Raw genomic sequence first — 13654 nt, forward strand, 5'->3', positions numbered from 1 at the left:
CTGCCAGTCAGGTCGGCAGGCTGCGGGCCACCCAGTCCTGCCACATGGTGCGGTAGGCTGCCTCGACCTCGCGGGCGAAGCCCTTGTAGTCGGTCAGCGGAGCGGCGTTTAGTCGGTCGCGCATGGTCCGGCGCAACTCCGCCAGCCGGTCCGCGTCGCCGGCGAGATCCACCGCGGTGGCGATGTAGCCCGCCTCGTCGATGGCGATTAGGTCGGTCAGTCCGCAATGGGTCAGCAGGCTGGCGCCGACGCGGGCAACATGGTTGGCGCCTGCCACCGTCACCACCGGCACGCCCATCCACAGCGCCTCGCAGGTGGTGGTGGTGCCATTGTAGGGGAAGGGGTCGAGCCCGATGTCGATGCGGTCGTAGGCGCGCAGGTGCCCGTCGGCGGCATCGATGCGGGCCAGCAGCTCGATCCGGCCGGCGTCGACCCCGAACTGGACGAAGGTGTTCAGATAGCGCCGGCGCGTCTCCTCGTCGCCCATCTGGGCGCTCTTGACGATCAGGCGGGAGTTCGGCACCCGCTTCAGGATCTCCGACCAGACGCGCACCACCTCCCCCGTCACCTTGGAGGTGTTGTTGAAGGAACCGAAGGTGACATGGCCGTTGGCGCGGAACGGCGGTTCGGCCGGCGGGGCGACGTCCACCGGCGGGCGGTAGCTGTGGAAGCCGTTGGGCAGCCGGACGATGCGCTCCGTGCTCAGCCGGTCGGCCTCGCCCGGGGGCTCGGCGACGGCGTCGCTGAAGCGCCAGTCGATGGCGCGCATGCCGGTGGTGTCGGGATATCCCAGCCACGTCGCCTGCACCGGCGCCGGCTTGCGGGCGAACAGGGTCAGGCGGTTGTTGGCGGTGTGGCCGGTCAGGTCGACCAGGATGTCGATACCGTCCTGTTCGATCAGCACCGCGGCGCGCGCGTCGTCCACCCCGACCAGAGACCTCCAGCCGTGGGCCATCCCCTTCAGCCGGTCGGTGACGACGTCCGATCTTGCGGCGGCGTGATAGCAGAACACCTCGAACCGCTCGCGGTCATGCTCGCGGATCAGCGGCTCGGCGAAGAAGGCGACGGAATGAGCGCAGAAATCGGGCGAGACATAGCCGACGCGCAGGCGGCGTTCGGGATCGCGCGGGTTGGCGTGGCGCTTGCCGGCGGGCAGCAGCGGGTCGGCATGGCGCTGCGCCCACGCCGCATGGGCCTTGAAGATGGTCTCGGGCGGGACGGCCGGAGTGTAGTGCAGGGCCAGCAGCAGGTTGGAATGCATCAGGGCGTGGGTGGGGTGGGCCTCCAGCCCCTTCTGGAAGATGGTGATCGCCTCCTCGATGCGGCCCATCTCCTTCAGCGTCTCGCCCAAGTTGTTCCAGGCTTCGGCCGATTTCGGGTCCGCCTTCAACGCGGCGACGAAGCATTCCACCGCGCGTGCGAGTTCCACCGCTCCCTTGTGCAGGTCGCCCAGGTTGCACAGGGCCGCCGCCATGTCCGGCTTCAGGCGCAGCGCTTCGCCGTAGGCGGCGCGGGCAGCATCGCGGTCGCCTCGGTTCCGCAGGATGTTGGCTAGGTTGAAATGGGCTTCGGCATAGTCGGGCTTCAGCCGAACGGCGGTGCGCAGCGCCTCCTCCGCCTCCGCGGGCCGGCCCATGTCCAGCAGCAGGCAGCCATGGTTGCTGTGGACGAAGGGATCGCCGGCGTTACGGGCGAGTGCCCGGCGGTAGCAGTTGAGCGCCTCCTCCCAGTCGCCGCGGGCGCGCAGGATGATGGCGAGGTTGTTGTTGGCGTTGGCGTGGCCCGGATCGGCGGCCAGCACGGCGCGGTATCCGTCCTCTGCCTCGGCCGTCCGGCCCTCCCGGTGCAGGGTCAGCGCGCGGACGAAGCCGGCGTCCGCAGCAGCGGTAGCGGGGGCCGCGCTCCGCAGGGTAGGGGCCGGAATGGCCGGGTGTTTGGCCTTGGCCTGCTTGCGTGAAGGCTTTTTCATCGGGCTGCCCGCTTGGCTTTCAGGTCTTCGTCGGCAGAAGAGCCGTCCTGCCGGTCGATAGCAACGACCATGCAGGATCCGCAAGCGGCATCTCGTCTCCGGCCAATGTGCCACAACGGACACAGCGGGTGGAGACATATGATGGATGGCGGATGGACCCTGGGACAGATGGCTTGCCGCTGTTGGGCCACTTCTGCTATCTCAACGGAATCGCGTGGATATGCATCGTCCGCAAGTAGCGGACGCGAACCGCGCTTCGTCGCGCCCCCCGGCCCAAGGAGCGCATGGTCGATCGAGACCGGGTGACCGAACGGTATGAAGACCTTGCTTTCGCGACGCATTTCACATTTTTCACGGCGGTTCCCATGACCCTTGCTGCGGAAGTCCCCTGCGCCCACACCGGGCTGCATTCCCTGGCCGTGGTCGCGCGTCAGCGCGGTCTCGACGTCTCGGCCGAGCGGCTTCAGCACAGCAACGTCATCGGGAACGAGGAACTGGATACCGCCCGTCTGCTGCGCGTTGCCAAGTCGATCGGCCTGAAGGCCGAGGCGACGACGCTGGAGTGGGAGGATTTGGGCAAGCTGCAGGACGCCTTTCCCGCCATCCTGCGCCTGCGCAACGGCAACTCGATGGTGGTCGTCGGCTTCGGCAAGCAGGGCGACACCGACGTCGCCATCCTGCAGGACCCGCTGGCAGGCCAAGAGCTCATCCTGCCGGTCGACCGCATCCGCCTCAGCCAGGCCTGGGCCGGCGAGGTGGTGCTGCTGAAGCGCGACTACGGCCTGACCGATGCCGAGCAGCCCTTCGGCCTGAAGTGGTTCCTGGTGGAGATCCTGCGCCACAAGCGCATCTTCCGCGACATCGGCATCGCGGCGATCCTGATGAGCCTGTTCGCGCTTGCCGTGCCGATCTTCTTCCAGCTGGTGGTCGACCGCGTGCTGGTCCACCGCAGCATGGGCACGCTCAGCGTGCTGATGGTCGGCATGGTCGGCGTCATTCTGTTCGAGACCGCCTTCTCGTACCTGCGTCAGTACCTGATGCTGTATGCGACGAAGAAGATCGACGCGAAGATGAACGTCCAGGTCTTCAACAAGCTCGTCGGCCTGCCGATGCATTATTTCGAGCGAGTGTCGTCGGGCGAGATCGTCAAGAACGTCCAGCAGGCCGAGCGGATCCGCAACTTCCTCACCGGCCAGCTCTTCATGACGCTGATCGACACGGTCTCGCTGGTCATCTTCCTGCCGATCATGTTCATGTACAGCGTGCCGCTGACCTTCCTGGTCCTGGCCTTCTCCATCCTGATGGCGATCAACATTGGCATCATGATTCCGCTGATCAAAGGTCGGATGAAGGATCTCTACCAAGCCGAGGTGCGCCAGCAGTCCTTCCTGATCGAGAACATCCACGGCATGCGCACGGTGAAGTCGCTGGCGCTGGATGCCCGCCAGAAGCAGGAGTGGGACCACCGCGTCGCCCGCGCCGCCGAACAGCGCTTCGACGTCGGCCGCATCATGATCATCGGCCAGACGGTGGCCATGCCGCTGAACCAGCTGATGATGGCCTGCCTGCTGGGTTTGGGCACCTATCTGGCGCTGAACGGCGACATGATGATGGGTGCCTTGATCGCCTTCTACATCCTGGCCGGCCGCGTCACCCAGCCGCTCTTGCAGATGGCCCAGCTGGTGCAGCAGTTCCAGGAAGTGTCGATCTCGATGCAGATGCTGGGCACGATCATGAACCATGCGCCGGAAGAAGGGCGCACCGGCCGCGGTCTGCGCACGCCGCTGCGCGGCACGGTGGAGTTCCAGGAGGTGCGCTTCCGCTACGCCCCCTCCTCGCCGCCGGCGCTCGACGGCGTGACCTTCACGGCCGCCGAGGGCACCATCCTGGGCGTCATGGGCCGCTCCGGCTCGGGCAAGACCACCGTGACCCGGCTGCTGCAGGGGCTGCACCGGGCGCAGGAAGGCCTGATCCGCATCGACGGCCGCGACTTGCGCGAATACGACCTCGACCATCTCCGCGCCTCGATCGGCGTGGTGCTGCAGGACAATTTCCTGTTCACCGGCACCATCCGCGAGAACGTGTCGGCCGCCAAGCCGGGGGCGACGACCGAGGAGATCCTGAAGGTCATCCATCTGGCCGGCGCCGACGAGTTCGTGGAGCGGCTGCCCAAGGGCCTCGACACCATGCTGGAGGAAGGCTCGTCCAACCTGTCCGGCGGTCAGCGCCAGCGTCTGGCAATCGCCCGCGCGCTCCTGACCAACCCGAAGATCCTGATCATGGACGAGGCCACCTCGGCGCTCGACGCCGAGAGCGAGGCCATCGTCCAGGCCAACCTGATGAACATCGCGCGCGGCCGTACCGTGATCATCATCTCGCACCGCCTGTCGTCGCTGGTGCCGTCTGACACCATCCTGGTGATGGACCGCGGCAAGGTGGTGGACAGCGGCCGCCACGACGAACTGCTGGAACGCTGCGACATCTACCAGCATCTCTGGCACCAGCAGAACCGGCACATCTAGGAGCGCGCGCCCGTGACCGCACAGAAGCTTGCGACCATCCAGACGACGCGCGTTCCCGCCAACGACGTGGCGCCGCAAAAGCCGGGGCCGTCGCTCGACAAGCGAGCCAAGGCCCGCGGGAAGGCGGCGATCGGCGCCTTCCAGAAGGACACGGAAGCGATCCAGAACGCCCCCGATCCCTTCCTGGCGCGCATCACGCTGCACCTGCTGGCCCTGTTCGTCATCGGGGCGATCACCTGGGCGTCGCTGTCCTATCTGGACAAGATCGTCGCCTCCCAGGGCAAGGTCATCTCAACCGAACCCAACGTGATGGTCCAGCCGCTGGAGATGGCGGCGATCAAGCAGGTTCTCGTCCGTGCCGGCGATGTCGTGCATCAGGGGCAGGTGCTGGCGACGCTGGACCCGACCTTCACCCAGGCCGACGTCCTGCAGCTGGAATCCCGCCTTGCCGCCGCCGACGCGCAGATCGCCCGGCTGGAGGCCGAGCATGACGGCAAGCCCTTCGTGCCGACCGCGGACCGCTATGGCTACGGCACGCTGCAGCAGGCGCTGTGGCGTGAGCGCCAGGCCCAGTACCAGTCGCAGATGCAGAATTACGAGGAGAAGCTGGCGCGGCTGCGGTCCAACGTCTCCAAGTACGAGATGGACCGCGTCCATCTGAACGAGCGGCTGAAGGTGGTGCGCGAGATCGAGAGCATGCGCTCCTCGCTGATGGCGACGCAAGTCGGCAGCAAGCTGAACCTCCTGCAGGCGACCAGCGACCGTATCGACATCGAACGCAACCTGGTCTTGAACCAGAACGAGCTGCAGGGCAACCGCCACGATCTGCAGGCTCAATTGGCCGAGCGCGACGTCTTCATCCAGCAGTGGAACGGCAAGATCATTGAGGAGCTGACCACCCAGAGCAACGAGCGCGAGGCATTGCGCGAGCAGCTGACCAAGGCGCGCAAGCGCCAATCGCTGGTCCAGCTCGATGCGCCGGTCGATGCCATCGTGCTGGAGGTCTCGCCCAAGGCCACCCCCGGCTCCATCGCCAAGGAGGCCGAGCCGCTCTTCACCCTGGTGCCGGTCGGGGCCCCCTTGGAGGTCGAGGCCAACATCGACGCCCGCGACCTCGCTTTCGTCCAGATCGGCGACAAGGTGCGCGTCAAGCTCGACGCCTATCCCTACATGCAGCACGGCTCGCTAGAAGGCGAGGTGGCGACGATCAGCGAGGATTCCTTCTCCAACAAGGACAGCGCGAACGGCGTCCTCTTCTACCGGGCGCGGATCAAGCTGCTGACCAAGATGTTGGACGACGTGCCCTCCAACTTCCGCCTAATCCCCGGCATGCCGCTGACCGCTGACATCAAGGTCGGCGAACGCCGGATCATCACCTATTTCCTGCGCCCCATTCTGCGCGGGTTCGACGAAAGCCTGCGGGAGCCCTGATCGTGTTCGGCAAGCGGAAACGCACCACATCCACCCCGTTCAAAAAGCCGGACTTCCAGCGTGGCCTGGCCGCCTTCGAGGCGGAGGACTATGCCGCCGCGGTTGCCAATTGGCTGCCGCTGGCCGAGCGCGGCGATGCCGAAGCGCAGTTCCGTCTGGGCCAGCTCTATGCCCGCGGCCAGGGGGTGGTGCGTGATTTCGGCGATGCCGCCCACTGGTTCCGCAAGGCGGCCGAGCAGGGCCATAGGGAAGCGCAGTTCTCGCTCGCCCTGTGCTACGCCAACGGCGAGGGCGCGGCGCAGGACAATGCCCTGCCGGTGCGCTGGTATAAGACCGTCTCCAAGGCCAGCCCGCCGACGGCTGAGGCGAACCTTGCCCTGCTCTACCCCAACGGGCTGGGCATCGCGCCGGACATCGCCCAGGCCCTGCACTGGTACCGGCTGGCCGCTGAAGCGGGACATGCCGAGGCGCAGCACCACATGGGCCTGCTTCATGCCTTTGGCCAGGGTGTGCCGCAGGACCATGCCGCCGCCGCCGACTGGTACCGGCGTTCGGCCGAAAACGGCTATGCGGTGGCCCAGCATGCGCTCGCTTCCCTCTACGCCAACGGCCAGGGGGTGGAGCACGACATCGCCCAGGCGGTTTCCTGGTATGGCCGTGCCGCTGAGCAGGGCTATGCCAACTCCCAGCTGGCGCTCGCCATCATCTACGAGCACGGCACCGGGGTGGAGGCCGACCCGGCCCGGGCGGCGGAGTTCTACCGTCAGGCGGCGGAGCAAGGCCATCCGGTGGCGCAGGTCAATCTGGGCCTGCTCTATGCCCGTGGTCACGGCGTGCCCAAGGACTACCGCGAAACCCTGAAGTGGTGCCGCCTGTCGGCCGAGAAGGGCAACGTCAACGCCCAGTTCAATCTGGGCCTGATCCATTCCAACGGGCTGGCCGGCACCCCCGATTACGCCGAGGCGGCCGTCTGGTACCGCAAGGCGGCGACGCAGGGCAATGTCGGCGCCCAGGTCAATCTGGGCCTGATGCTGATCCATGGCTGGGGCGGGCGGCCCGAACTGGTCGAAGGAGTGGACTGGCTGCGCAAGGCGGCAGCCCAAGGCCACACCGGCGCCATGAGCAACCTGGGTGCGCTTTACGCCGACCAGGGCGGCAAGGCCTACAACCCGGTCCAGGCCTATGTCTGGACCATCATGGCCGCCGCCGGCACCCAGCCCGGGGCGGAGCGCGACGAGCTGGAGGCCAAGGCCCATGCGCTGGGAGCCCGGTTGACCAGCGAGGACCGCCATAAGGCCCAACTCATCATGGAAGAGTGGAAGAAGAACCCGAAGCTGATGGCGACGGGCTGATCCGGAACCGAGGCCGTCTTGGCAATCCAGGGCAAATTCGAGGCGGTTGAGCGGCTTCCCGGGATCGGCTGGGTCGCCAGGGGCTGGGCCGTCGATGGGGAAGCGCCGGACGAGCCGGTGCGTCTCGCCCTCACCTCTGAGCGGGGCGTGCTGGGCGAGTTCCAGGCCGATCTGCTCCGCCCTGAGCTGGCGGCTGCGGGAGGGGGCTCTGGCCGGCACGGCTTTGCGGTCAAGCTGCCGGGCGAACTGCTGGACGGCCGTCCGCACCTGATCCGCATCCTGGTCAGAAAGGACGGGTCGGCCCTGGCGCGGGACGGGGAGGAGATTTTCTTCCCGCCACACCTGCACGGCCAACTCGAGAGCGTCGAGCACGCAACCTTGCGCGGCTGGGCGTTCGATGAGCAGGCGCGCGAACGGCCATCCCTGCTCGAGATCGAGGTCGATGGCAAGCATGCGGGCACGGTGCGGTGCAACCGGTCTCGGCCGGAGTTGGCCCAGTTCGTCGGGAGCAGCGGCCGCCATGGCTTTTCGTTTCCCCTGCCGGCAGCTCTGTTCGACAGCCAGCCGCATCGGGTTGCCATCCGCTTTGCCAACACCGACCGCCATCTCGCCGGCAGCCCGGTGGAGGTCCGGCTTCCGGCGGAGCTGCTGACCACGCGGCGCCGCCGGCTCGACCGGCTGGTGGCCGAGCGCGGCGTGGCGCTGGATGAGGGGCTGGCGGCGCTGGCGGCTGAGCCGCTGAACCGGCTGAACGATCCTGCCGCCTACCAGGCGTGGCTGGAGCAACATGAAGAAGCGATCGCGGCGGCGCTGACCGCGGCCAGTGGACAGGCACAACCGCCGATCGTTGCGGTGATCCCGCTGCCAGGCCCGGAGGTTGGCGTAGCTGACTTCGCGGCGATGGTGGCCGGCAGGGCGGCCGATGCGGTGGTCTTCGTGGAGCTTGGTGCCCGGTTGCACCCGGCCTTCCTGCCCTTGGTCCAGGCCGCCTTGGCCGAAGACGGCGTCGGCCTGGTCTACAGCGACGAGGACTGCCAAGGTGCCGATGGCGGCCGGACTCAGCCGCATTTCAAGCCCTCTTGGGATCCCGACCGCTACCAGGCGTTCCCGTATGTTGGCTTTGCCTGCGCGATTGCCCGCAACCATCTGGATCAGGCGATTGCCCTGGTGGCTGAGGGGGAAACACCGGTCGATGCCTGGGCCTGGGCGCAAGCCGTGGTGGATACCGCGGTGCTCTCGGCTGCGCCGGAGCGGGTCAGGCACTTGCCCTTCGTGCTGTATCACCGCGGGGCCACGTCTGTGGCGCGTCTGCCAAGGGCGGTGCCGGAGCGAGCAAGCCGGGTCCAGGCTCATCTCGACCGGATCGGCGCCCCAGCCGATGCTCACGGGGATGGGGATGTGCGTGTGCGTGTGCGGTGGCGGCTGCCGGCTGCCCCACCCCCGGTGACCCTCATCATCCCGACGCGCGACCGGGTCGAGCTGCTCGAGGCCTGCCTGGAAAGCGTGCTGTCCAAGACGACCTACCCACGTTACGACATCGTCGTCATCGACAATGACAGCCGGGAGCCGGCGACGCTGGCCTATCTGGAGGACTTGGCCCGACGACCGGGTGTCTGGGTCCGGCGCTGGCCGCAGCCGTTCAATTATGCGGCAATGCACAACGGGGTGATCGAGGACATCTCCAGCCCCTATGTGGCGCTGCTCAACAACGACGTCGAGGTAATTGCGCCAGCGTGGCTGGAGGAGATGATGGGGCATGCCGTTCGCCCGGAGGTCGGGGCGGTCGGCGCCAAGCTGCTCTATCCGGACGGCACGATCCAGCATGGTGGGGTTCTCGTCGGCCAGCATGGGGCGGCCGATGCCGCCCAGCGAGCCTTCTCGGGTGATGAGGACGGCTATTTCCACGCGGCGATGTTGGTGCAGAACGTCTCGGCGGTCACCGCCGCCTGCCTAGTGTGCCGGCGGGATGATTATCTGGCGGTTGGCGGCATGGATGCCAAACGCTTTTCCATTGCCTTCAATGATGTCGATCTTTGCCTGAAGCTGCGGGCGCTTGGCCGGCGCATCCTGTGGACGCCGCATGCGCTGTTGTACCATCATGAATCGGCGACCCGGCAGACCAGCCACTCGCCGGACGCGCAGGCGCATGAGCAGCGCGAGGTCGCCCATCTTCGCGTGAAATGGGGGACGGAAACATTCCTCGACCCCTTCTACAGCCCCAATTTGACGCGCGGCCTGCAGACCCATGTCGACTTCAATTGGCCGCCTGTCTCCCAGCCCCTGTAGTGGAGCAGGCATGAGCAATGCGGAACCGATGGGGCGGGGAGGGCGAGGTCCTTGACTCCTTCAACCTGCTGCGTGACGGTTGTGGTGATCTGCGATTGACCAGCGCAACCGTAATGGCCTCTGGTGGCTCAGGAGCCGCCCAGTCTTAACGAGCGGCTGTGGGGAGCTGGGACAGCATGGTTTGCTGAGGAGACGGGCTCCAGGCCGGAGTGGCGACCATTAGGGGGGAAGGGGCGCGCTGTAGGGGAGCGGAGGAGCGGGTTGGTGGGAAGACATCGCCGGAGTGCCCCCGCATTCTCTTTGTCCCCAATTTTCTAAAAAGTACGACTTTGCTGTTTCTTCCATTTTTTTATAAAGTTCTGCATCAGTGTTCGACTGATGGCCGCCGTTGCTGGCGTTTGTCCAGCCGTGGATTGTGTGATCGTACCAGTTCAAAAAGCGGTACCCATGCAGGACAAGCTGACGGAACCAGTCCACTCCGGTGTCGATGCCCATCATGCCGATGGGATGAACCTCCCCCTTGGGCGAAACCACATCCCGGATTTTGCTGATGTTGATCAAGCAATAAAACTCGTTCAGCCGGCATTCGGGCAGTGGCATCGGCTGCTGGCGATCCACCGTGTCGGGTGAGGTCCGTGGCGACGGGTGCTTTGCAATCAGATCGCAAACTTCTTCATAGGTCGGCGTGTAACTCTCATAGCGGGACCCATCACAAGCACCGCCATGATGCGCCGGGCAGTTCCAGCATTGGCCGATCGGTCCGACGCCGGTGTACTCGGAGCTATCGAGCTTCGAGAGCATGTCTCCGATGATGTCATAGGAGAACCGACAATCGTTGTGCATGATGAACAGGTAATTTTTGTCGGTGTTTTCCCAGGCATATTGATACCGAATGGAGGTCCGGTAATCCTCTTCTGACAGCCTGTTGACATCGTTTGGATGCCAACCATGATGCATTGACGGGACATAGTGGATTATGTCCGCATCAGTGACGTACGATCTGATGAATGAAAAATCAGAGTCGAATGGTTGGCTTTTTTCTTCCTGAAAATAGATCTTGTCGATGTGTGCACCGCTGTGGTCCAGCAGGGACAAAAGCGAAACAGCGGTATGGTATGGCTTTCCATACGCGCAGATCGCAACATCGACTTTCTTCAACGCCGTTCCCCTGAACCAATCACAGATCGGATGCGACACCCCCAATTGGGCGGTCCAATCCCCCCTTCACTCGCGCCAATGTAGGCCGACCGCACCTCAATCGGAAAGCGGAATGACGGTGATCTGTGCAACGCTTTCAAGTCACAGTATGGACGGTTTGGTCGGCATGGAAACCAGATCGCCGCCAGCGCCATCGTCCTGCTCGCCGCGACTGGCACCCGTCGCACCGAGGCGATGAAGGCGAGATGGGAGCACGTCGATGTCGAGCGGCGGCTCTGGGTGGTGCCGGTCTCCAAGAACGGCCGGCGCCGGCACATCCCGATGCCCGACGCCGCCCTGCGCATCCTCGCCCGCCAGCCGCGCCCGGACGGCTGCCCGTGGGTGTTCCCGGGCAAGAACCCGCAAAAGCACATCGGCTGCCTGCGCAACGCGTGGCGGAGCGTCAAGGAGCAGGCCGGGCTGCCGACGGACCTGCGCCTGCACGATCTCCGCCACACCTTCGCCAGCACCCTCGTGTCCAAGGGGCGGACCCTCTACGAGATCAGCCAGCTGCTCGGCCACAGCTAGATGTCGATGACCATGCGCTACGCCCACTTGGCACCCCAGCGCCTGCTGGAGGCCGCCAACAAGGTGCTTCCGGACCTCAGCTCATAAGGCGCCCCCGGTTGTGACAGGACGAATTGCGGACTGGACACCAAGTGCACCCGGAGGCCTCGGCTGCCGGGCACTCTCCCCGTGTCCTTTTGGGTCGCACAACAGCCGAGGAACGCAGGCGGCAGCTTCCTGGCTTTGCCTCAAGTGCCGTGGTATGTCGCTACCCGCGAGGACGCCGCCAGGCGATCACGACGGAGAGACGGGTGCGCTTTCAACCATCGGCGAGCAATCAAGGGCGGGTTTGTACGTGAGCGGCGTTATGCCGGGGAGAGCACCGTCGTGAACCCGAAGGACAACGAGGCACTCGCTCTGACGGAGTTCAAGTCCGGGACCAGCGTGGTCACGAGCACGCCGGTCATGGTGACGCTGGAGACCTCATCGATCTGCAACCTGCGTTGCGTCATGTGCCCGCACAGCATCGACGCCGTCGAGCGGCCCAAGCACCTGGAGGAGGCACTTGCCGAGAAGGTCGGCGGTTTTCTCGGCCGGGCGAAGAGCGTCCAGCTCCATGGCATCGGGGAGCCGCTGGCCAGCCCCGCATTCTGGTCCGTGTTGGAGCGGCTGCCCGAGGGCTGCGACGCTTCGATCAACACGAACCTGACGCTGCTGGACGAGCGTCGGCTCTCGCGCCTCGTCGCCTCCAACATCGCCCTGATCAACGTCTCGGTCGACGCCGCGACGGCGAAGACCTACGGCAAGATCCGCGGGCACGCGTTCGAGGAGCTAACCCGCAACGTCAAGCGCCTGATCGCGGCTCGCGCCGACGCTGGCAAGTCGCGCCCGTTCGTGTACCTGAACATGACCCTCATGCGGGCGAACATCGAGGAGGCGCCGGCGTTTGTCCAACTCGCGGCGGACCTCAGCGCCGACGCCGTCTGCCTCTGGCATCTGAACCGCTGGCCGGAGGATGAGATGGCCCGCTATCGCACAGAAAAGGGCGATTGGGTCTTCGACTACGCGGCCGAGGGCCTATGGGGCCACCCGGCGCTGTCAAACCGGTGTCTTCGGGAGACGGTGGAGGTGGGCCGGCGTCTCGGCTTGCCGGTGCATCTCGACCACAACAAGGGCGTCTTCTTCGACGAGGAAGGCTCGAGCCATGACTGAGACCGTCAAGGACTGCCACTATCCCTGGACGTGGATGATGGTCACGGCCGACGGCGCCGTGAAGCCCTGCTGCTTCGCCTCCGGGTTCCTCGGCAACCTGCACGAGGCCTCGGCCGAGGAGATCTGGAACGGCGCCATCGCCGTGGAGCTGCGCCGGTTCCTCAAGGAGGATCGTGTCCATCCCGTCTGCGCCAAGGCGCCTTGCAAGTACGTGCAGAGCATGCAGGTGGCCGTGGAGGAGCTTCCGACGGTGATTCCGGTGGCGGACACACCGGAGCAGTTCGATGAGGCTTGGTACCTTGAGGCCTATCCAGACGTCGCCGAAGCGGTGCAGTCAATGGCGTTCGCATCTGGCTGGCAGCACTACTGCCTGCACGGGCGGGCCGAGAAACGACGTCCGACGGCGTAAGCCGCCGCTTCAGCCTCTCTCATACCGGCTCACGCCTGAACTGACTCTCGGGCTGTACGGGATTCCCAAACCAGGGCGAGCATGTTTCACTGAAGCTCCACCGGCAGTGGGGGTGATCATGTCGACGAGCCTCAAGATTGCGGAAGGAATGACGGCGGGGGACCTGCGGCATTGGGCGCGGCGGTGCGGCAACGGGCGAGCGGCGGCGCGGGCGTATGCCATTGCCAACGCTCTTGATGGGCTGAACCGTGCGGAAGCGGCGCGCTTGGCGGGCATGGAGCGCCAGGCGCTGCGGGACGCGGTGCGGCGCTACAACACGGAAGGGGTCGCGGGCCTGTTCGACCGGCCGAAGGGGCACCGGGCGGAGTGGCTGACCGACGCGGAGCAAGCAGCCCTGAGCGCCGTGGTGTTCAAGGGTCCGAACCCCGCTGTGGATGGGGTCTGTACCTGGACCTGCGAGGCGCTGGCGGTGTGGATCGCCGCCAAGTTCGGCAAAACTTTTCATCCGCACAGTGTCGGCCGAACGTTGCGACGGCTGGGCTTGTCGCGCCAGAAGGCCCGGCCGGTTCACCCGAAAGCCGAGAGCAAAGCGCAGGAGCGTTTCAAAAAAGGGGGCTTCGCCGCGCCCTGACGGAGGCCGCCGAAGCGCACCCGGACAAGCGCCTGCGCGTGTTTTTCCAGGATGAGGCGCGCTTCGGGCAGAAGGGGCGGCTGTGCCATCGCTGGTGGCTGAAGGGCCAGCGCCCGGCGGGAGTGTCAGGAATTCCGT

The 13654-nt window shown here is 65.8% G+C and carries 10 protein-coding genes; 8 read left to right on the forward strand and 2 right to left on the reverse strand.

Features of this window, described 5'->3' with window-relative positions; all coding sequences use genetic code 11:
- Positions 1-7: 7 nt before the first annotated feature.
- Entirely contained in the window at positions 8-1969 is a 1962-nt protein-coding gene (locus tag ACWPKK_RS30090) for an O-linked N-acetylglucosamine transferase, SPINDLY family protein (RefSeq protein WP_452011961.1), read from the reverse strand.
- 365 nt (positions 1970-2334) lie between these two features.
- Between ACWPKK_RS30090 and ACWPKK_RS30095 the strand changes: the two genes are divergently transcribed.
- From ACWPKK_RS30095 to ACWPKK_RS30110, 4 genes are read left to right on the forward strand one after another with little or no spacing between them, the layout of a single operon-like run.
- Entirely contained in the window at positions 2335-4491 is a 2157-nt protein-coding gene (locus tag ACWPKK_RS30095) for a peptidase domain-containing ABC transporter (protein WP_452011964.1), read from the forward strand.
- Between the two features lie 12 nt (positions 4492-4503).
- The gene (locus ACWPKK_RS30100) at positions 4504-5922 is read left to right on the forward strand and encodes an HlyD family type I secretion periplasmic adaptor subunit (RefSeq protein WP_452011966.1); all 1419 of its coding nucleotides are present in this window, start codon (positions 4504-4506) and stop codon (positions 5920-5922) included.
- Between the two features lie 2 nt (positions 5923-5924).
- On the forward strand, positions 5925-7274 hold the full coding sequence (locus ACWPKK_RS30105) for a tetratricopeptide repeat protein (protein WP_452011969.1): 1350 nt from the start codon (positions 5925-5927) through the stop codon (positions 7272-7274).
- Between the two features lie 18 nt (positions 7275-7292).
- The gene (locus ACWPKK_RS30110; RefSeq protein ID WP_452011973.1) at positions 7293-9560 is read left to right on the forward strand and encodes a glycosyltransferase family 2 protein; all 2268 of its coding nucleotides are present in this window, start codon (positions 7293-7295) and stop codon (positions 9558-9560) included.
- Between the two features lie 219 nt (positions 9561-9779).
- On the opposite strand, the gene ACWPKK_RS30115 is transcribed toward ACWPKK_RS30110, so the two are convergent.
- A complete protein-coding gene (locus ACWPKK_RS30115) occupies positions 9780-10718 on the reverse strand; it encodes a hypothetical protein (RefSeq protein ID WP_452011976.1) in 939 nt (312 codons plus the stop codon).
- 198 nt (positions 10719-10916) lie between these two features.
- On the opposite strand from ACWPKK_RS30115, the gene ACWPKK_RS30120 reads away from it, so the two are divergent.
- The 4 genes from ACWPKK_RS30120 (at position 10917) to ACWPKK_RS30135 (ending at position 13516) form a co-directional block, all read left to right on the forward strand.
- Positions 10917-11285, forward strand: a complete 369-nt coding sequence (locus ACWPKK_RS30120; protein WP_452012146.1) for a tyrosine-type recombinase/integrase — start codon at positions 10917-10919, stop codon at positions 11283-11285.
- Positions 11286-11651: 366 nt separating this feature from the next.
- A complete protein-coding gene (locus ACWPKK_RS30125) occupies positions 11652-12476 on the forward strand; it encodes a radical SAM protein (protein ID WP_452011978.1) in 825 nt (274 codons plus the stop codon).
- Positions 12469-12885: an SPASM domain-containing protein gene (locus ACWPKK_RS30130; RefSeq protein WP_452011981.1), complete on the forward strand. Its 417-nt coding sequence runs from the start codon at positions 12469-12471 to the stop codon at positions 12883-12885. The genes ACWPKK_RS30125 and ACWPKK_RS30130 overlap by 8 nt, the downstream gene beginning before the upstream one ends.
- Positions 12886-13003: 118 nt before the next feature.
- Positions 13004-13516, forward strand: coding sequence for a winged helix-turn-helix domain-containing protein (locus tag ACWPKK_RS30135; protein WP_452011984.1), 513 nt, complete (start codon positions 13004-13006; stop codon positions 13514-13516).
- The last annotated feature ends 138 nt before the right edge of the window (positions 13517-13654 follow it).

The organism is Azospirillum largimobile (assembly GCF_977007025.2).

Excerpts from the sequence above, each read along its gene's own strand:
- ACWPKK_RS30090 (WP_452011961.1), bottom strand. The coding sequence starts at position 1,969 with ATGAAAAAGCCTTCACGCAAGCAGGCCAAGGCCAAACACCCGGCCATT.
- ACWPKK_RS30095 (WP_452011964.1), top strand. The coding sequence starts at position 2,335 with ATGACCCTTGCTGCGGAAGTCCCCTGCGCCCACACCGGGCTGCATTCC.
- ACWPKK_RS30130 (WP_452011981.1), top strand. The coding sequence starts at position 12,469 with ATGACTGAGACCGTCAAGGACTGCCACTATCCCTGGACGTGGATGATG.
- ACWPKK_RS30135 (WP_452011984.1), top strand. The coding sequence starts at position 13,004 with ATGTCGACGAGCCTCAAGATTGCGGAAGGAATGACGGCGGGGGACCTG.